This window comes from Yoonia sp. (assembly GCF_965660735.1).
Lineage (GTDB): Bacteria > Pseudomonadota > Alphaproteobacteria > Rhodobacterales > Rhodobacteraceae > Yoonia.
In genome coordinates, this window is the sequence record NZ_CBFIBD010000004.1 from 1 (window position 1) to 19,227 (window position 19,227).

At 60.6% G+C, this 19,227-nt stretch carries 19 protein-coding genes; 13 read left to right on the top strand and 6 right to left on the bottom strand.

Features of this window, described 5'->3' with window-relative positions; translation table 11 throughout:
- Window positions 1-202 precede the first annotated feature (202 nt).
- The 11 genes from ACTG4B_RS03110 to ACTG4B_RS03160 all read left to right on the top strand — a co-directional run bounded on the left by ACTG4B_RS03110 (window position 203) and on the right by ACTG4B_RS03160 (window position 12,559).
- Window positions 203-1,342 (top strand): putative manganese transporter, encoded by a 1,140-nt coding sequence (locus ACTG4B_RS03110; protein ID WP_439154224.1) that lies wholly within the window; start codon window positions 203-205, stop codon window positions 1,340-1,342.
- Between the two features lie 63 nt (window positions 1,343-1,405).
- Window positions 1,406-1,774 (top strand): MerR family transcriptional regulator, encoded by a 369-nt coding sequence (locus ACTG4B_RS03115; RefSeq protein WP_439154225.1) that lies wholly within the window; start codon window positions 1,406-1,408, stop codon window positions 1,772-1,774.
- A 174-nt stretch (window positions 1,775-1,948) separates the two neighbouring features.
- Window positions 1,949-2,350 (top strand): MerR family transcriptional regulator, encoded by a 402-nt coding sequence (locus ACTG4B_RS03120; RefSeq protein ID WP_439154226.1) that lies wholly within the window; start codon window positions 1,949-1,951, stop codon window positions 2,348-2,350.
- Window positions 2,351-2,386: 36 nt separating this feature from the next.
- The gene (locus ACTG4B_RS03125; protein WP_439154227.1) at window positions 2,387-4,165 is read left to right on the top strand and encodes an acyl-CoA dehydrogenase C-terminal domain-containing protein; all 1,779 of its coding nucleotides are present in this window, start codon (window positions 2,387-2,389) and stop codon (window positions 4,163-4,165) included.
- Window positions 4,166-4,244: 79 nt separating this feature from the next.
- Window positions 4,245-4,880, top strand: coding sequence for a glutathione S-transferase family protein (locus ACTG4B_RS03130; RefSeq protein WP_439154228.1), 636 nt, complete (start codon window positions 4,245-4,247; stop codon window positions 4,878-4,880).
- Between the two features lie 13 nt (window positions 4,881-4,893).
- Complete coding sequence (locus ACTG4B_RS03135) at window positions 4,894-6,105, top strand: acetyl-CoA C-acetyltransferase (RefSeq protein ID WP_439154229.1); 1,212 nt, start codon at window positions 4,894-4,896, stop codon at window positions 6,103-6,105.
- A 16-nt stretch (window positions 6,106-6,121) separates the two neighbouring features.
- Complete coding sequence (locus tag ACTG4B_RS03140) at window positions 6,122-6,586, top strand: hypothetical protein (RefSeq protein WP_439154230.1); 465 nt, start codon at window positions 6,122-6,124, stop codon at window positions 6,584-6,586.
- Between the two features lie 13 nt (window positions 6,587-6,599).
- The gene (locus tag ACTG4B_RS03145; RefSeq protein ID WP_439154231.1) at window positions 6,600-8,792 is read left to right on the top strand and encodes a 3-hydroxyacyl-CoA dehydrogenase NAD-binding domain-containing protein; all 2,193 of its coding nucleotides are present in this window, start codon (window positions 6,600-6,602) and stop codon (window positions 8,790-8,792) included.
- Between the two features lie 126 nt (window positions 8,793-8,918).
- A complete protein-coding gene (locus tag ACTG4B_RS03150; protein ID WP_439154232.1) occupies window positions 8,919-10,544 on the top strand; it encodes an AMP-binding protein in 1,626 nt (541 codons plus the stop codon).
- 65 nt (window positions 10,545-10,609) lie between these two features.
- Window positions 10,610-11,617, top strand: a complete 1,008-nt coding sequence (locus tag ACTG4B_RS03155; protein ID WP_439154233.1) for a hypothetical protein — start codon at window positions 10,610-10,612, stop codon at window positions 11,615-11,617.
- Window positions 11,618-11,662: 45 nt separating this feature from the next.
- A complete protein-coding gene (locus ACTG4B_RS03160; RefSeq protein ID WP_439154234.1) occupies window positions 11,663-12,559 on the top strand; it encodes a dihydrodipicolinate synthase family protein in 897 nt (298 codons plus the stop codon).
- A gap of 3 nt (window positions 12,560-12,562) precedes the next feature.
- On the opposite strand, the gene upp is transcribed toward ACTG4B_RS03160, so the two are convergent.
- From upp to ACTG4B_RS03185, 5 genes are read right to left on the bottom strand one after another with little or no spacing between them, the layout of a single operon-like run.
- Window positions 12,563-13,195, bottom strand: a complete 633-nt coding sequence (gene upp / locus ACTG4B_RS03165) for a uracil phosphoribosyltransferase (protein ID WP_439154235.1) — start codon at window positions 13,193-13,195, stop codon at window positions 12,563-12,565.
- Window positions 13,192-14,181, bottom strand: a complete 990-nt coding sequence (locus ACTG4B_RS03170; RefSeq protein WP_439154236.1) for an adenosine deaminase — start codon at window positions 14,179-14,181, stop codon at window positions 13,192-13,194. The genes upp and ACTG4B_RS03170 overlap by 4 nt, the downstream gene beginning before the upstream one ends.
- On the bottom strand, window positions 14,178-15,353 hold the full coding sequence (locus ACTG4B_RS03175) for a phosphopentomutase (protein ID WP_439154237.1): 1,176 nt from the start codon (window positions 15,351-15,353) through the stop codon (window positions 14,178-14,180). The genes ACTG4B_RS03170 and ACTG4B_RS03175 overlap by 4 nt, the downstream gene beginning before the upstream one ends.
- Window positions 15,353-16,654 (bottom strand): thymidine phosphorylase, encoded by a 1,302-nt coding sequence (locus ACTG4B_RS03180; protein WP_439154238.1) that lies wholly within the window; start codon window positions 16,652-16,654, stop codon window positions 15,353-15,355. Before ACTG4B_RS03180 ends, ACTG4B_RS03175 begins: the two co-directional genes overlap by 1 nt.
- Before the next feature lies 1 nt (window position 16,655).
- The gene (locus ACTG4B_RS03185; protein ID WP_439154239.1) at window positions 16,656-17,048 is read right to left on the bottom strand and encodes a cytidine deaminase; all 393 of its coding nucleotides are present in this window, start codon (window positions 17,046-17,048) and stop codon (window positions 16,656-16,658) included.
- Between the two features lie 118 nt (window positions 17,049-17,166).
- On the opposite strand from ACTG4B_RS03185, the gene ACTG4B_RS03190 reads away from it, so the two are divergent.
- Window positions 17,167-17,376 carry a DUF3072 domain-containing protein gene (locus tag ACTG4B_RS03190; protein ID WP_439154240.1) on the top strand — a complete coding sequence of 70 codons (210 nt, stop codon included), beginning with the start codon at window positions 17,167-17,169 and terminating at the stop codon, window positions 17,374-17,376.
- Here the strand turns inward: ACTG4B_RS03190 and ACTG4B_RS03195 are convergent.
- Window positions 17,364-18,455 carry a cupin domain-containing protein gene (locus ACTG4B_RS03195; protein ID WP_439154241.1) on the bottom strand — a complete coding sequence of 364 codons (1,092 nt, stop codon included), beginning with the start codon at window positions 18,453-18,455 and terminating at the stop codon, window positions 17,364-17,366. The genes ACTG4B_RS03190 and ACTG4B_RS03195 overlap by 13 nt on opposite strands.
- A gap of 89 nt (window positions 18,456-18,544) precedes the next feature.
- On the opposite strand from ACTG4B_RS03195, the gene ACTG4B_RS03200 reads away from it, so the two are divergent.
- Window positions 18,545-19,183 (top strand): hypothetical protein, encoded by a 639-nt coding sequence (locus tag ACTG4B_RS03200; RefSeq protein ID WP_439154242.1) that lies wholly within the window; start codon window positions 18,545-18,547, stop codon window positions 19,181-19,183.
- Window positions 19,184-19,227 lie beyond the last annotated feature (44 nt).

The window sequence follows — 19,227 nt, forward strand, 5'->3', positions numbered from 1 at the left end:
TTCAACCTCCATGCCCATGGCCTGCGCATGGGGGATCGCCTCGATGAATTTGCGGGCAAGCAGCTCGCGGCGGGTCTTTTGCGTGTCTGACATTCTCATTCCTTCGTGAGCCGAGCGAATTGGTGCCAACTTGGCACTTGCCGGGCGGACTGCAAGTGCTATATCTGCGATTGAGAATTGTTCGCAAAACGAAAGCCGCATCATGGACACAACGACAAATCCGCCTTCGGTCGCCTTGCAGCCCCAGATTGGCCCATTCCGCGCCAAGCGGCTTATGGTCGGCATGATCCTGCTTGGACTTGCGATTGCCCCGGGCACGTTGGGGGAACTGACGCGCGGGCTGATGGTCGATGCCTATGTGCAGGTGTCTGCCTTTGTGGCGGCGACGCTGCTGCTGTTTTACGGGGCCGAGCGGCTTTTCAAGTTTGATATCGGGCAATCGCTGAAAACGGCCAAAGGCTGGCAGGTGCCGCTTGCGGCACTGCTGGGGGCAACCCCGGGCTGCGGCGGGGCGGTTGTTGTTGTTGCGGCCTATTCATCTGGCAACGTGGGCTTTGGCGCGGTGGTGGCGGCGCTGACCGCAACCATGGGCGATGCGGCGTTCCTGCTGATTGCGACACGGCCGGATGCAGCGATCGTGGTGCTGCCGCTGTCCTTTGCCATCGGTATTTTGTCCGGCTGGGTGGTCGATTTCCTTGCCGGTGACAAAATGGCCGTTGATACGGCGGCCCAATGCGAAATGGCCACACTGATCGGGCGCACACGGACAAAAGACTATGCGTTTATGGCGCTGGTTGCCCCCGGGCTTGTGATGGGTGTGACACAGATCACGGGCGCTGATATCGAAGCGGTCTATGGCGATCTGGTGACTGTCGTGGGCCTTGTCGGCACCGCCCTGGGGCTGTTCATCTGGTCCACCTCCAAGCTGAAGGCGATGACAAACAACATGGACAGCCCCGTCACGCGGATGGCCGAGGAAACCGCCTTTATCTCTGTCTGGGTGATTGGCGCCTATCTGGCCTACGATTACCTTGTGACATTTACCGGCGTCGATCTGGAATCGACATTCAGCACCGTCGCACCGCTGTTGCCGTTGATCGGTGTCTTGATCGGACTTGTCCCAGGGTGCGGGCCGCAAGTTTTGGTGACCACGCTGTATATCAACGGGCTGATCCCGTTTGCCGCGCTGATGGGTAATGCGATTTCGAACGACGGCGATGCATTGTTTCCGGCGATTGCGCTGAATCCCAAGGCCGCAATATGGGCGACGGTCTATTCGACGATACCCGCATTGATTGCAGCTTACAGTTTCTATTTCTTCGCACCCGGTTTCATGAACTGAGGATACTATCAGCCGTTGCCCCTCTGGGATCATAACGCTACGTTAACAAAGCGGAGGTGCCAGATGTCCGAAAACCGGCTTTCATTCAAGGAAATGTGCGCAAAGTTCGATGTGACGCCGCGGACCCTGCGCTACTATGAATACATCGAATTGCTGTCACCCGAGAAGGACGGTCGGTCCCGGTTTTATGGCCCGCGGGAACTGGCGCGTATGACCCTGATCTTGCGGGGGCGGCGATTTGGTTTCGCGCTGGAGGATATCCGCCAGTGGCTCTTGATCTATGAACATGACGGCACGCAGGCGCAGATGCGCGAATGGATCACACTGGCCGACAAGCAGATGATCGAACTGGCGGAACAGAAAAAACAGCTCGAAGATACAATGGCCGCGCTGAAATCCCTGCGCGATGAAACCGCAAGGTCGCTGGGCTGACCGGCCAGCGATAACAGTATAAAATTGCGCGTGCCCCTGCGTCACCTTTGCTGACCTTTCGTCATTTTTGAAATGACGCCACGTTACGTTTACGTTAACGTCAGCTTTTCTTGTATCAATAGCCTCAAGCCCGCATTTCAATGGCATGACACCACATGCTTGAGGACGACAACGATGACTGCCGATACACTGAACATCCGCGAAATGTGCGACGCTTTCGATGTCACACCACGCACATTGCGCTTTTACGAGGCAAAGGAATTGTTGTTTCCGGTCCGTGAAGGCCAGAAACGCCTGTTCACGAAGCGCGATCGCGCACGGCTCAAGCTGATCCTGCGCGGCAAGCGCTTTGGATTCTCGCTCGAGGAAATACGCCAGTTGCTTGACCTGTATCACATGAACGACGGCCAGGAGGCGCAGTTGTCAAAGACCTATGAGCTGGCCGAACGTCATCTGGCCGACATGCAGGCACAGAAGGCCGAACTGGAAGAAGCCATCAGCGAATTGAAAGAACAGATGGTCTGGGGGGCGGAAAAGCTGGCCCAACTGGCCAAGCGGAAATCGACAGCGGCCTGATACCCGCGCCACCGACGACATAACGGAGAGAGAATTATGCCGATCTACAATGCCCCGACCAAAGACATTCAGTTCGTGCTGCATGACCTGCTGCGCGTCAGCGAACAGGACATCCCTGGCTTTGAAGACCTGGACGCTGATTTTACCGGTGCTGTTGTCGAAGAGGCCGGCAAGGTCGCGACAGAGATCCTGCATCCGCTGAACGTCGTGGGTGATACCGAAGGCTGCGTGATGGAAAACGGCGTGGTCCGCACGCCAACCGGTTTCAAAGACGCGTTCCGGCACATGAAGGAAGGCGGCTGGACCGCAATGGATTGCGACCCCGAATATGGCGGTCAGGGTCTGCCTTACGTGATGCACACCGCAGCGCAGGAACCGTTCGTGTCTGCCAACATGGCGTTCAACATGTATCAGGGCCTGACCCATGGTGCCTATTCCGCGATCCACGCCCACGGGTCGGACGAACAGAAACAGAAATACCTGCCAAAAATGGTCACCTGCGAATGGACCGGCACCATGAACCTGACCGAACCGCATTGCGGCACCGATCTGGGCCTGATGCGCACCAAGGCCGTCCCGCAGGACGATGGCAGCTATCAGATTTCCGGCCAGAAGATTTTCATCTCGGCCGGTGAACATGACATGGCCGACAACATCATCCACCTTGTGCTGGCCAAAATTCAGGGCGGCCCCGAAGGCATCAAGGGCGTGTCGCTGTTTATCGTGCCCAAGTTCATGGTCAACGACGACGGCAGCCTTGGCGCGCGCAATGGCGTCGCCTGCGGCAAGATCGAAGAGAAAATGGGCATCCACGGCAATTCCACCTGCGTGATGAACTATGACGAGGCGACAGGTTTCCTAGTGGGTGAAGAACACAAAGGCATGCGCGCCATGTTCACCATGATGAACGAGGCCCGCCTGGGCGTCGGCCTGCAAGGTTACGCCCAAGCCGAAAGCGCCTATCAAAACGCAGTGGCCTATGCGAATGACCGCCTGCAAGGGCGCGCTGTGACGGGGGCTGAAAACCCCGACGGCCCCGCCGATCCGCTGATCGTGCATCCTGATATCCGCCGCAATCTGATGGACCAGAAATCATTCGTCGAAGGCGCGCGCGCATTCACCTTCTGGGGGGCCTATCTGATCGACCGGGCGCACAAGAACAATGACGCAGATGCCGACGGCCTGATTTCGCTGATGACCCCCGTCATCAAGGGCTTTTTGACCGACAAGGGTTTCGAATACGCAACCGCCGCCCAGCAGGTCTATGGCGGTCATGGCTACATCGAGGAATGGGGCATGTCCCAATACGCCCGCGACGCCCGGATCGCGATGATCTACGAAGGCGCGAACGGCGTGCAGGCGCTGGACCTTGTGGGCCGGAAACTCGCACAGGACGGCGGCAAGCACGTCATGGCATTTTTCGAGATGATCAAGACCTTCATCAAGGAAAACGACGGCAACGCGGCGCTGAAAAAGGATTTCCTCGATCCGCTGAAAGCCGCGTCAAAGGATCTTCAGGCTGCTGGCATGTACTTCATGCAGAACGGCATGAAGAACCCCAACAACGCGCTGTCGGGGTCTTATGACTTCATGCACATGATGGGGCACGTCTGCCTTGGGCTGATGTGGGCACGCATGGCAAAGGCCGCGATGGAAGCACTGGAAGGCGGCGCATCCGACACCGACTTCTACGAAACAAAAATCGCGACCGGCCGCTACTACATGGCGCGCCAACTGCCCGCGACCGCCATGCACCTGGCACGGATCAACACCGGGGCCGATACGGTCATGGCGCTGGACGCATCAAGCTTCTAAGCTGCCCCCGGGGGGCGCGATAATCGTGCCCCCTGCCGACGCAACTGGCGTCAACGACCAGGGTTGGGAGGCCTGCACCATGACCATGAAACTGTATTGCTTTGGCGAAAGCGGAAACGCCTACAAGGTCGCGCTGACCCTCACACTTGCAGGCGCGGAATGGGACCCTGTGTTCGTCGATTTCTTCAAGGGCGCGACCCGCACCCCCGAATTCCGCGCGCTGAACATCATGGGCGAAGTGCCGGTGCTGGAAGACGGCGACACCGTGCTGACCCAATCTGGCGTCATTCAGGATTACATCAGCTCCAAGACCGGCAAGCTGGGTGGCAAATCTGCCGCCGAACGCCGCGAGGTTCTGCGCTGGATGTTCTTTGACAACCACAAGGTGTCCGGCATCGCCGGCCCCCTGCGGTTCAACATGAACTTCCTGCCCGAAGAAAAGCGCAACGCCGACGTGAATGCCTTTCTGGCGATGCGTCTGGCATCCGCGCTCAAGATCATGGAAACCCATCTGGAAGACCGCGACTGGCTGGCAGGAGAGGACATTACGATCGCTGACATTGCCTGCGCCGGTTACCTTTTCTACACCGAAGACTTCACCTTCGACCGCACCGATTACCCCAACATCGACGACTGGCTGGACCGGATCGCCGCCCAGCCCGGCTGGAAACACCCCTATGACATGATGCCGCGCGCCCTGGGCGATGCGGACTGAACCGGAGGACACTATGACCGAAGCCTATATCTATGACGCCGTGCGCACACCGCGCGGCAAGGGCCGCAAGGACGGCAGCCTGCACGAGGTGACATCCGCGCGCCTGTCTGCGGGTGTGCTGAATGCCCTCAGGGAACGGAACAACCTTGAAGGTCACGCGGTCGAAGACGTGATCTGGGGCAATGTCACCCAAGTCGGTGAACAGGGCGGCTGTCTGGCGCGGACTGCGGTGCTGGCTTCGGATCTAGACCAATCCATCCCCGGTCTGGCGATCAACCGGTTTTGCGCAAGCGGAATGGAGGCGGTGAACCTTGCCGCCAACCAGGTGCGCGGCGGGGCCGGTCAGGCCTATATCGCCGGTGGCGTGGAAATGATGGGTCGTGTGCCAATGGGCAGCGATGGCGCGGCGATTGCCGTTGATCCGTCGATTGCCATGGACACATACTTCGTCCCACAGGGCATTTCCGCCGATATCATCGCCACCGAATACGGATTTACACGCGATCAGGCCGACCAGCTTGCCATGGAAAGCCAAAAGCGCGCCAAGGCCGCATGGGACGACAACCGTTTCGCCAAATCCATCGTGACCGTGCGCGACATCAACGGCCTGCCGATCCTCGATCACGACGAATACATGCGGCCCGAAACCAACATGCAAACGCTCGGATCGCTCAACCCCGCGTTTCAGGCCATGGGCGAAGTCATGCCCGGCTTCGACAAGGTCGCCCTGATGAAATACCCGCATCTGGAACGGATCAACCATATCCACCACGCCGGCAATTCGTCCGGCATCGTGGACGGTGCCGCAGGCATTCTGATCGGGTCCAGGGAATACGGCGAAGCGATGGGCCTGAAGCCCCGCGCCGTCATCCGTGCCACCGCCAAGATCGGCACCGATCCGACGATCATGCTGACCGGCCCCGTGCCTGTCACTGAAAAGATCATGAAGGATTCAGGCATGTCGATCAGCGATATCGACCTGTTCGAAGTGAACGAGGCTTTCGCATCCGTCGTGCTGCGCTTTATGCAGGCGTTCAACGTCGATGACAGCCGCGTCAACGTGAACGGCGGCTCTATCGCCATGGGTCACCCGCTGGGGGCGACCGGTGCAATCATCATCGGCACCCTGCTGGACGAACTGGAGCGGACAGGCAAAGGCACTGGTCTTGCCACGCTTTGCATCGCATCCGGCATGGGTGCGGCCACAATCATCGAACGCGTCTGAACGGGGGCAAGAATACATGGCCGAAATCTTCTTTCAGCAATGGCTTGATGAAGTCGGCGATGCTTTCTTTGCCAATCAGTTTGATGTCTATGAAAACGCGGTCACCCTGCCCTTGGAAATCGTCAGTGACGGTCACGCAAGCCAGATCGAGACTGTCGATGCGTTGCGGCTGAAATTCGACACATGGGTCGACATGCTGCGCATCCACCGCGTAACGGATATGATCCGCATTGCAGACAGCATTGAAAGGGTCGCGCCGGATATGGTTGTCGGGAACTACCGCACCGAAATCCTGTCGAACGGCGCACGCACCATGCCGCCATTCGCATCGGCGATGACGTTGCAAAAGCGAGGCAACATGTGGCGCGCGACCCGCGTGACCACGGGTATGACCCGCGACCAATGGCCCCTTTTCTTTACAAGAAATCAAGAAACACAGACCGATCGGGCGCGGCGCGCCGATCCTGCCAAAGACCTCTGAAGGAGACCTTTTGATGACCGACTTCACAATGACCAAGGACGCCGATGGCGTCGCAACAATTGTCTGGGACGTGCCGGGCAAATCCATGAACGTCATGTCGATGGAAGCATGGCCGCTTCTCGAAAACCTTGTCGATGACGCGTTGGCCGATGACGCTGTCAAAGGCATCGTCTTCACGTCCGGCAAGGAAGGGTCCTTTGCAGGGGGCATGGACCTGAACGTGATCGCCCGGATGAAGGAAAGCGCGGGCGACGATCCGGCACGCGGCTTGTTTGAAGGCCTGATGGGGATGCACGCAATCCTGCGCAAGATCGAACGCGCGGGCATGGACCCAAAGACCAACAAGGGCGGCAAACCGATTGCAGCCGCGCTGCCCGGTACGGCGCTGGGGATCGGTCTGGAAATCCCGCTGGCCTGTCACCGCATCTTTGCCGCCGACAATCCCAAGGCCAAGATCGGCCTGCCGGAAATCCTGGTGGGGATTTTCCCCGGTGCGGGCGGCACGACACGTCTGTCGCGAAAACTGGGCGCGATGGGCGCATCGCCCCTGCTACTCGAAGGCAAGCTGAACGATCCCCACGGGGCCAAACGCGCTGGCGTGATCGACGAAGTCGTCGCTGATCCGGTCGCCGCCGCGAAAGAATGGGTGCTGTCGAGCCCTGCAATCGTGAAACCCTGGGATGAAAAAGGCTACAAGATGCCCGGCGGAGCGCCGTATCACCCGGCGGGTTTCATGACCTTCGTCGGTGCCTCTGCCATGGTCAACGGCAAGACGCAGGGCGTCTACCCTGCTGCCAAGGCCCTGCTTTCAGCCGTCTACGAAGGCGCGTTGGTGCCATTCGACACCGCGCTCAAGATCGAAGCGCGCTGGTTCACCAACGTCCTGATGAACCCAAGCTCTGCCGCGATGATCCGCAGCCTCTTCATCAACAAGGAAGCGCTGGAAAAAGGCGCAAACCGTCCCGAAGCGCCAGATCAGAAGGTTAAACAGGTCGGCATCATCGGTGCGGGCATGATGGGCGCTGGAATCGCGCTTGTATCCGCGCTGGCGGGCATCAAAGTCGTGCTGATCGACGCAAAGCAGGAAGCGGCTGACAAGGGCAAATCCTATACCGCCGCCTACATGGACAAGGGCATCGCCCGCAAAAAGGTGACCGAGGACAAGAAAACCGCCGTGCTGGGCCTGATCAACGCAACGACAGATTATGCCGCGCTGAAAGATTGCGATTTGATCGTCGAGGCGGTGTTCGAAGATGTCGAGGTCAAGGCCGATGTCACGAAAAAGGTGCAGGCCGTCACCGGCCCAGATTGCATTTTTGCGACCAACACGTCGACCCTGCCGATCACCGAACTGGCCAGTGCCAGCAACGATCCGGCAAAATTCATCGGCATCCACTTCTTTTCCCCCGTCGACAAGATGCTGCTGGTCGAAATCATCAAGGGCGAACAAACGGGTGACGTTGCCGTTGCCAAGGCGCTCGACTACGTCCGCCAGATCCGCAAGACACCGATCGTGGTCAACGATGAACGGTTCTTCTACGCCAACCGCTGCATCATTCCCTATATCAACGAAGGCATCCGCATGGTGAAGGAAGGGGTCGCACCCGCCCTGATTGAAAACGCCGCGAAATTGGTCGGCATGCCGCTTGGCCCGCTGCAACTGGTTGATGAGACATCTGTCGATCTGGGGGTGAAAATCGCCAAGGCCACCAAGGCTGCGATGGGCGACGCCTACCCTGATGGCGAGGTGGATGAGGTGCTGTTCTGGATGGAGGGCGAGGGCCGGCTGGGCCGCAAATCCAACGCGGGTTTCTACAACTACGACGACAAGGGCAAGCGCCAGGGTCTTTGGGGCGGGCTTGCCGCGCAATACCCCGTCGCAGACGACCAGCCCGATCTTGTGACCGTGCAGCACCGCCTGCTGTTCGCGCAGGTGCTGGAAGCCGTGCGTGCACTGGAAGAAGGCGTGCTGGAAGACATCCGCGAAGGCGACGTCGGTGCGATCCTTGGCTGGGGCTTTGCGCCGTGGTCCGGCGGTCCGTTCAGCTGGCTCGATATCATCGGCGCGCCCTACGCCGCCGAACGCTGTGACCAGTTGACCGAACAGTTCGGCCCACGATTCACCACCCCCGCCCTGCTGCGCGAAATGGCTGACAAGGGCCAAGAGTTCTACAAACGCTTCGGGCAAGACGCCAAAGCGGCCTGAACAACACGGGCGCATCCCCGAAGCGGGGGTGCGCCACTGCAAAAATCTTAATTGTCAGACAATTCAGACTTGTCAGAGCGGCAGATTCTCTCGTCTTATATCCGCCAGCAAGGGGAGGACATACCGATGGGCTGGATGCGCGATGAGACGGGCCTGGGCAGATCTGCGGCGAACCACGTTCCGCTGACGCCGCTTTCGCATCTGCAACGGGCAGCGGCGGTCTTTGCCGGACGTGAGGCATTGGTTTATGGCCCGACCCGCCTGACATATACGCAATACTACCGCCGTGTTACTCAGTTAGCTTCCGCGCTAAGTAAAGTGGGCATCGCGCCAGGTGATGTCGTCGCCACCATCCTGCCCAATATTCCCGCCCAATCAGAGGCATCCTTTGCCGTGCCTGCCTGTGGCGCGGTGCTGAACACGATCAACACGCGGTTGGATGCAGATACGGTCGCCTATATCCTGGAACACGGCGAGGCAAAAGTTGCACTGGTGGACAGCCAGTTCCTGCCACTGGTCATGGCCGCGATCGACCTGATGGACACGCCTGCCCCCCTGATCATCGAGGTGCCCGACCCGGTGGCCGGTGTGCCCGCCATCGGTGAACAACAGGATTACGAGGATTTCCTGGCCTCGGGGGATGCAGATTTCCAATGGATCATGCCGCAGGACGAATGGGAAAGCCTTGCGCTGAACTATACATCCGGCACCACCGGACGGCCCAAGGGCGTGGTTTACCACCATCGGGGGGCGTATTTGATGACGATGGGCACGCCGATATCGTGGGAATTGCCGCTGTTCATGCGCTACTTGCAAATCGTGCCGCTGTTTCACTGCAACGGTTGGAACCACACATGGATGCTGCCCGCGCTGGGTGGCACCGCGATTTGCTGTCGCGACATCACGGCGGCCAATATCTATGCCGCCATCGCAGACGAAGGTGTGACCCATTTCGGTGGCGCGCCCATCGTGCTGAACCTGATCGTGAATGCCAAGGATGCAGACCGCCGTGCCTTTGATCATGTGGTGTATGTATTTACCGCAGGCGCACCCCCCGCCGCCGCCACGCTGGCCGCCATCGGCAAGCTGGGGTTTGACGTCAAACAGGTCTACGGGTTGACCGAAACCTATGGCCATGTGACCGAATGCATCTGGGACGACGCCTGGAACGGCCTGCCCGCCGATGAACAGGCTGCGATCAAGGCCCGCCAGGGCGTTGCCATGCCGATGATGGAAGACGTGACCGTCGTGGATGACCATATGCAACAGGTCATGATGGACGGCGCCACCCAAGGTGAGATCGTAATACGCGGCAATGCGGTGATGAAGGGCTATCTGAAAAACCCCGATGCCACTGCAAAAGCATTCAAGGGCGGCTATTTCCATTCCGAAGATCTCGCGATGCAGCATCCCGATGGCGCGATCCAGATTTCCGACCGGGCCAAGGACATCATCATTTCAGGTGGTGAAAACATCTCCTCGGTCGAGGTAGAGGGGGCGCTGATGCACCATGCGGCGGTGAACCTGTGCGCGGTCGTGGCGAAGCCCGATGACAAATGGGGCGAGGTGCCCTGCGCCTTTGTCGAGTTGAAAGAAGGCGCGCAAGCGGATGAGGCAGAACTGATCGCCTTTGTCCGCAGTCGTCTGGCGGGGTTCAAAAGCCCCAAGAAGGTTGTGTTTCAGGAATTGCCCAAGACATCGACCGGCAAGATCCAGAAATTCGAACTCCGCAAACTGGCCAGGACGCTCTAGACCATTACCGGCATGACATTGCCACGGCTGGTCTGTATCGTATGTGAAAAAGGGCAGTTCGGACAATGACAGCACTTGAGAAATACGTGCGGTTGGAAAGTGACGGTCTCTGGCGGGCGGGGTCTGATGCACAACGTCGCGATGTCACGGTTTCATTCGGTGACGCAACGCTGGTGATGTCAGATCATTCTGGGCGTCCCCTGTCGCATTGGTCGCTGCCGGCACTTTTGCGCCAGAACCCGCAGGCGCACCCCGCGGTCTATGCCCCGGACGAGGACGCCAGCGAAACGCTGGAGATTGCCGATGAGCTGATGATCGACGCCATCGAACAAGTCCGCGCGGCCCTTGGCAAGACGCGTCCGAAACCTGGCAAGCTGCGCCATCTGATCACGGCCGGGTTTGCTGCACTGATCGTCGCCATTGCGGTATTCTGGCTGCCCGGTGCCCTGACGCGGCAGACGCTCGCCGTTGTGCCCATGTCGAAACGGGTCGAGATCGGAGCCACCGTGCTAGGCCATATTCAACGCGAAACCGGCACAGTCTGCAGGCACCCTGCGGGCGTCACGGCGGCAGGGCGTTTGGTAACCCGCCTGCTGGGGACCGGCAGCAATGCACGCATCGTTGTCTTGCCGGGCCTGCCGCAAGGCGCAGCCGCCCTGCCCGGCGGAATCATCGCACTGGATCGTACATTGCTGGAACAAGCGGATGATCCGGCCATTGTCGCCGGTTACATTCTGTCGGCCCGCAGTGCACGTTTCAGGGTCGATCCGCTGGAACAGATCCTGCAAAGTGCGGGGCTGCGCGTGACCTTTCGGTTGCTGACAACGGGGGATTTGCCCAGCGAGGTGTTGCAGGCCCACGCCGCGCGCGTGATCGCAGGAGAGGCGGCACGCCCCGATGCCGCAACACTGCGCACCGCCTTTGCCGCAGCACAGGTGCCCGTCGCGCCCTATAATGCTGTGGCGACTGTGCGCGGTGATACATTGGCACCAGACACAGTGACACAAACGGCCCTGCCCCTGATTCTGCGCGATGATGAATGGGTCAGCCTGCAAAACATCTGCAATACTTGAACCACCGCAGTGGCCAGCTTGTCCTGACACGTAAAGGAACAACCGATGCGTAATCTTTTTCAGGGCGTTTCCGCCTTTCCGATCACCCCCGCCGATCACGCCGGTCAGGTGGACACGGATGCGCTTTGCCGCCTGCTAAAGCCGCTTGTGCACGATGGCGTTTCATCCATCGGCCTGCTGGGCAGCACAGGGACCTATGCCTATCTATCCCGGCAGGAACGTCGCCGCGCGATCATGGCCGCCGCGGATTGTATCGCGGACAAAACGCCCCTTATTGTCGGGGTCGGTGCACTGCGGACGGATGACGCCCGGACATTTGCCTGCGATGCCCGGGATGCGGGTGCCGATGGGCTTTTGCTGGCACCCATGTCCTATACGCCCCTGACAGAAGAAGAGGTTTATCAGCACTTTGTCGCGGTCGCCGGTGCGACCGATCTGCCGCTGTGCATCTACAATAACCCCGGCACCACGCATTTCAGCTTTGGCACCGACCTGCTGGCGCGGCTGGCAACCGTGGAAAATATCACTGCGGTCAAGATGCCCCTGCCCGCCGATGCCAATCTGGCGACAGACCTGCACAGGTTACGGCAGGCTCTGCCCTCGGATTTCATCATCGGCTATAGCGGCGATTGGGGTTGTGCCTCGGCATTGATTGCCGGTGCGGACAGCTGGTTCAGCGTACTCGCCGGTGTGTTGCCGGCGCACGCGGTGGCCTTGACACGGGCCGCACAAACCGGTGATGCGACCGCGGCGCGCGCGCTTGATGCCCGACTTACCCCCCTTTGGACGCTGTTCAAGCGTCACGGCAGCTTGCGGGTGGTCTATGCGGCGGCAAATCTGACCGGGTTGACCAACGCAGAGCCGCCGCGCCCGCTCTTGCCGCTTGATCAACCTGTGCGGCAGGAACTGTCAGCGATACTGACAGAATTGGGCGCGCTTTAACCGTTATTTGGTGCCGAACATCCGGTCTCCCGCATCCCCGAGACCAGGCACGATATAGCCTTTTTCATTCAGCTTTTCGTCAATCGCCGCCGTGACGATGGGCACATCGGGATGCGCCTCTTTCATGCGGGCGATGCCTTCGGGGGCGGCCAGCAGGCACAGGAAACGGATATTCGTGGCCCCCGCCTTTTTCAACAGATCGACAGCGGCAGCCGATGAATTGCCTGTGGCCAGCATCGGATCAACGGCGATCACCAGCCGATCCTCCAACTCTGTGGGCACCTTGAAATAATACTGCACGGGTTGCAGCGTTTCTTCATCCCGGTACAGCCCGACAAAACCGACCCGTGCCGACGGGATCAGTTCAAGGATACCATCCAGCAGCCCGTTGCCCGCCCGCAGGATCGACACCAGCGCCAGTTTCTTGCCCGCCAGCACCGGCGCATCCATCTCCTGCAACGGGGTTTCGATATTTCTGGTCGTCATCGGCAGTTCGCGCGTCACCTCATAGGCCAGCAACATACTGATTTCGCGCAGTAATTGCCGGAACACTGCCGTCGAGGTATCTTTCTGGCGCATCAACGTCAGTTTGTGCTGCACCAGCGGGTGGGTAACGTGGGTCAGGTGTTCGGTCATGTGACGGGCTCCAGTTTTTTGGCGACACGGGCGCGGGTGGCTTCGTCGCAGAACGCGGCGGCAAGCGCCGTTTCATTCAGGGTTGTGAAATCATCCGCATCCCAGCCAAAGGTGCGGGTCAGCATCGCATATTCATCTGTCATGGTGGTGTGAAAGAATGGCGGATCGTCGGTGGACACGGTCACCCGAACGCCCGCATCGCGCAGCTTTGCAATCGGGTGCGCGCCCCAGCCGGTCACGGCCTTCAGCACCACGTTGGACCCGGGACAAACCTCCAGCACGATGTCTTTCTCGGCAATCTCCTGCAGCAGGGTGCGGTCATCAATCGCACCGATCCCGTGACCGATGCGTTCGACCTTCAGATCGCGGATGGTATCGCGCACCATCGCAGCACCACCCCATTCCCCCGCATGGCACGTCAGGTGCAAGCCTGCCTCGCGGGCCATGTCGAAACTATAGGCGTAATCGCCCGGACGGCCCGCCATTTCGCCACCGGCCATACCATAACCGGTGATGAAATCGCCCTTGGTTTCGGCCGCGCAACGGGCTGCGACCTTGCACTGATCGGGGCCGAAATGGCGGATGCCGGTAACGATGCCGCGCAGGGTAATACCCAACGTCGCCTCTGCCTGGTCGGCGGCATCCTGCATCGCTGCCAGATAGTCCCGCCACGCCGCCAGATCGCCGCCGCCGCAGAAATCGGGCGACACAAAGGTTTCCATATAGACGACGCCGTGTTCCGCAGCCTGTTCCAACACCGCCAGCGTCAGGCGGCGGAAATCATCGGGGGTTTGCAGGGTGGTGCAGGCGGCCTCGTAGACCTTGAGGAAATGATTGAAGTCGCGAAAGGCATAGCCGCCGTCCGCATCGAAAATACCGCTGATGTCGATCTTTTTCTCGCGCGCCAGCCCGGCGATGAACGCAGGTGGCGCGCAGCCTTCAAGGTGAGTGTGCAGTTCGACCTTGGGCATCTGTTTGACTGTCATCGAAAACTTTTCCCTTTGCCTGCATAGGCCACGCCCAGATGTTCTGCGATAGTGGCCGCGACATCGGTAAAGGCCAGTTGCCCCAATGCCCGTGCGCCAATCCCATACACCAATACCGGCACCCGTTCGCGGGTGTGGTCGGTGCCCGTCCACGTAGGGTCATTGCCATGATCGGCGGTGACGATCAACAGATCATCGGGGCGCAGACGGGGCAAAAGCCGCCCGAGCGCCGCATCGAACCATTCCAGGTGAGCGGCATAGCCCGCAGGGTCGCGGCGGTGGCCATATTCGCTGTCGAATTCGACCAGATTGGCAAAGATAAACGCCCCATCGGCGGCTTCATCCACCAAATCGCCTATGTGACCCATCAGCGCCGCATCCGCCCCTTTGCGCAGGTCGTCGATACCGCGCATCGAGAAAATATCACCGATTTTGCCCACCGCATGTACGGTGCGGCCTGCGTCATGGACATAATCGCAGATCGTGGGCGCGGGCGGCGCAATCGCGAAATCCTTGCGGTTGGCGGTGCGTCTGAAGGTATCGGGTTCGCCGACAAAGGGCCGCGCGATTACGCGCCCCACTTTCATCGCGTGCAGCGTCGGCGCAAGATCGCGGCACAGTTGATAAAGACGGTTCAGGCCGAAATGATCCTCGTGCGCGGCGATCTGCACCACGCTGTCCGCCGAGGTATAGCAGATCGGCCAGCCGGTTTCGATGTGGCGCGCGCCTTCCTGCGCGATGATCACTGTGCCAGAGGCGTGGCGATTGCCCAGGATGCCCGCTGTTCCCGCGCGGGCGCAAATCTCGGCCGTCAGTTCAGCGGGAAAGGCCGGCTGCGTATCGGGAAAGGTGTGCCATTCCCATGGCACCGGCACACCGGCCAGTTCCCAATGGCCCGACGGCGTATCCTTGCCCTGCGACACTTCGGTCGCGGCACCCCATGCACCGGTGGGCGTTGTGCCAAGACCCGGCGCATCCAGACCCGAGGCCAGTTTCACCGCCGCCCCCAGCCCCAGCGCATCCAGCGTGGGCAGGTCCAGATCGATTGCCTGCGCGATGTGGCCCAAGGTGTTGGCGCCCGTATCAGGCACGTCGCCGTTGAAAAACTGGTCCGCATCCGGTGCGCCGCCAATGCCGACGCTGTCGATGACAATCAAAAATGCACGCGGCATCACGATATCCTTTCGATGATCAGCGGGCCGGTTTCAGTGGCGTCGCCAATCGTGATGGCCGCACGCACCGCCTGTGCTGCGGCCTCTGCCGCGTCTTCGCTGGCGGCATGAACGGTACACAGCGGCTGGCCGCGTTCCACATAATCGCCCAGCCCCACCACATCTGTCAGCCCCACGGCGGGGTTGATCCGGTCGGTTTCCACCTTCCGCCCACCGCCAAGGCCCACCACTGCAAGGCCCAGTGCCTCGCCATCTATCGCGGTAATGTGGCCGGCTGCGGGCGCGGTGATATCCCCAACGATCGGTGCCGACGGCAGATGCGTGCGCCAGTCTTCGGCCATGTCGGGCGGGCCGCCAAGGGCCGTGACCATGGCCGCGAAACGGTCCATTGCCTGGCCGCTGGCGATGACCTGTTGCATCTTTTCGGTGGCAGCATCTTCAGCCTCGCCGTGCAGCGCCAGCAGACGCGCGCCCAGCGCGATTGTCAGATCATGCAGGCGCGGGGCGGCAGCGCGGTTGCCCGCCAACACCTCCATGCACACCGCCACCTCGACCGCGTTGCCAAGCGCCGGGGCCGGCGGTACGTTCATATCAGTCATCAGGGCCGCTGTCGGGCACCCTGCCCCGTTCGCGGCATCAACCAGCGCACGGGCCAGCACGCGCGCCTCGTCTGGGGTTTTCATGAACGCCCCGCTGCCCGCCTTGACATCCAGCACCAGCCCTTGCAGACCGGCGGCCAGTTTCTTGGACAGGATCGAGGCGGTGATCAGATCGACGCTATCGACTGTCGCGGTCACATCGCGGATGGCATAAAGCCGTTTGTCCGCGGGTGCTATCCGCCCGGTGGCGCTGACGATGGCACAGCCGATCCGGCCCACGATGTCGCGCAATTGCTCCTCGGTCACGTCCACAGACAGTCCCGGTATCGCCTCCAGCTTGTCCAGCGTGCCGCCGGTGTGGCCCAGCCCACGCCCCGAGATCATCGGCACGTAGACGCCGCAAGCCGCCAGCGCAGGCGCAAGGATCAATGACACACAATCGCCCACACCGCCGGTGGAATGTTTGTCCAGCACCGGACCGGGCAGATCCCACGCCAGCACATCGCCGCTGTCGCGCATTCCCTGCGTCAGCGCCACGCGGCCAGCATCGGACAGGCCGTTCAGGCAGACCGCCATGGCAAAGGCCCCCGCCTGCGCATCGCTGACAGCACCCGAGGCCAGACCACCCGCAAACCATGCAAGGTCTTCGCACGTCGGCGCCTCATTGCGGCGCACCGCGGCTATGATCGCGCGAGCGTCCAAATCAGGCGTTGCGCATGTGTGCGGCGTCAAACCCGTCAGGCAGCAGCGCGGCCACTGTCGTTGCCTGAACCACCCCGCCGGTCGTGGCCAGCGTGACCACCACATCGCCATCTGCAAATTCCGCGATTTTCTGACGGCATCCACCGCAGGGACTGACGGGTTTGGGGCAGTCTGCGATCACCGCGACCTCTGTGATGCGGGTATCACCTGCGGCGATCATCGCGGCAATCGCCCCCGCCTCGGCACAGGTGCCTTCGGGGTAGGCGACATTTTCGACGTTGCAGCCGGCATAGACGATGCCCGATGCGCCCTTGACAGCAGCCCCCACTTTGAAGTTCGAATAAGGGGCATAGGCGTTTTCGCGCACATTGCGCGCGGTTTCGATAAGTGACATGTCGGCTCCGTTTTTTCTGCGGTCAGACTGGCCCTGCGCGCAACCTTATGCAAGTGGGCAAGATCGTTACCCAAAAGCCCACACGCCCGCTTTGCGCCAACATGAAAGGAAATCAGCCATGGCCGTTCCCCCCAAATCAGTGCTTGATGATCCCAATTTTTCAACGCCGCACGATCCGGATGCACCAATGACCGGCGATCAGGCCGACCTGCTGCGCGTCTTGTGTGAAAACGCAGGCGAACCTTTTGACGCAGGGCTGACCCAAGGTCAGGCCATCACGCGCATTGCAGAGCTGCGCAACGAACTGAATATCGATCAGGGGCTTTGATCCGTGCCAAAGACGCCCGGCAATGTGACCTCCAACAGTTCCAGATCGTCTGACGGATCGGCATAGCGTGTCGCCATCCCCGGCGGAATGACAAAGGCATCGCCGGGGGCCAGCGCATAGGGGTCTTTTCCTTCGCCCTGCAATGTCATGGTGCCTTCCATCACGAATGTGAAATGGATGTCGGCGTCATGGGTCGACCATTGCGGTTCACCCTGCCCGCGTCGCAACACGTTCACCCCCGCGACATTGCGCGTATTGGCGGCGATGGTCGTGTCGCGGCTGACAAAGCCCGGCAGCCTGGCGGCTTGCCAATCGGCATCTGCGGCCTTGTTGTAGACAAACCGCTGGCCCTGCCATTCGCGATCGGGGCGCAGATGCGGGGTTGGCAGGGTCATGTCGTGGTCAATTTCGGTAATATGTTCGGCGGGCACGCCGATCTCGATCACCTCGATCCCATCCGATGCCTCCAGCACGCGGTGGCGGATTTCGGGGGGCTGGATAAAACAATCGCCCGCCGTCAGGCGGATCGGGCCGCCCTGATCCTCGTAGACGACATCGACCCACCCACGATAGCAAAAGATAAGCTGAAACCCGACCCGGTGGAAATGCACCATGTCCGGCACCGGGCCGCCATCGGGTATACGGATATGGCTGGCAATGATGGACCCGCCAAGGCGGTCAGGGATCAGATCGCGATATTGCATGCCAGCGCGTCCAATAACCCAGGGCGCCTGATCGGCCAGACGCCGCACGACAAAAGCGTGATCTGTCGGCGGCAACTCCAGCGGCGCATTCAGCGCGACCACCGTGACCCGCGTGCCGCCAGGCGACACAAGATTTTTCGCGCCTTGGGCAAAATCCGGATCATCCGTCAAAATCCGTAGTCCGGGGTTCACGCCGCCGCCCTGTTCCAACCGCACCCGCAACCCATAGCCGGAATAAACCGCCACAGACGGATCATCCGCAGGATAGATCATGTCCAGCCGCATCCCCAGGGTCTGACCAAAAAATCCCAGATCGGCCCGCAAGTCGGTGGTTGGCAGGGGTACTTCTGCGCGGATATCATATGGCTGTGTCATTGGGCAGATCCTGTCGCGGCGGCATCCGCTTTGCAAGCGGGTCTTGCCCGCAGTGAACCGGTGAAATATCCGTTGCACAAGGGGGCATGATGCATATCTCATTTCTGCACACCGCTGATGTGCATGTCGCGACCTTTGACGCACTGATGGCCGCACTGGCGCCGCGGGCCACGGTGACCCATCAGGTTGACCCGTCCCTGCTTGACCGCGCGCGGGCCCACGGATTGGCATCGGTACGCAATGACACCCGGGCGATCTTGCATGCCCTTGCGGCGGCTGATGCTGTGGTTTGCACCTGTTCAACCCTTGGTCCGCTGGTCGATGAACTGGACCTGCCCCATGTGCTGCGCATCGACCGGCCGATGATGGAACAGGCCAGCGCGTTTGGTTCTGTCCCCCTTGTTGCGATCTGCCTTGAAAGCACACGAAAGGCGACATCAGACCTTGTGGCCGATTGCGGCGCGACCAGAGCACGTCTGCTCTTGTGTGACGACGCATGGGGGCATTTCGAAAACGGTGACTTGACCCGCTATGCGGCCGCCATCGCAACCGCAATCCGATTTGATATCGCGCGCAACGGTCCGGTTGATTGCATCGTGCTGGCGCAGGCGTCGATGGCAGCCGCGACGGACCGGTTGACCGACCTTGGCGTGCCCGTCCTGTCCGCCGCCCTGCCCGCGGCCCGCCGGGCTATTGCTTCGGCACGCGCAAGACCGACCCCCGAATAGATTGCATGTCGCCCCCGATCCGTGATTAATCACGTGGCAACCTT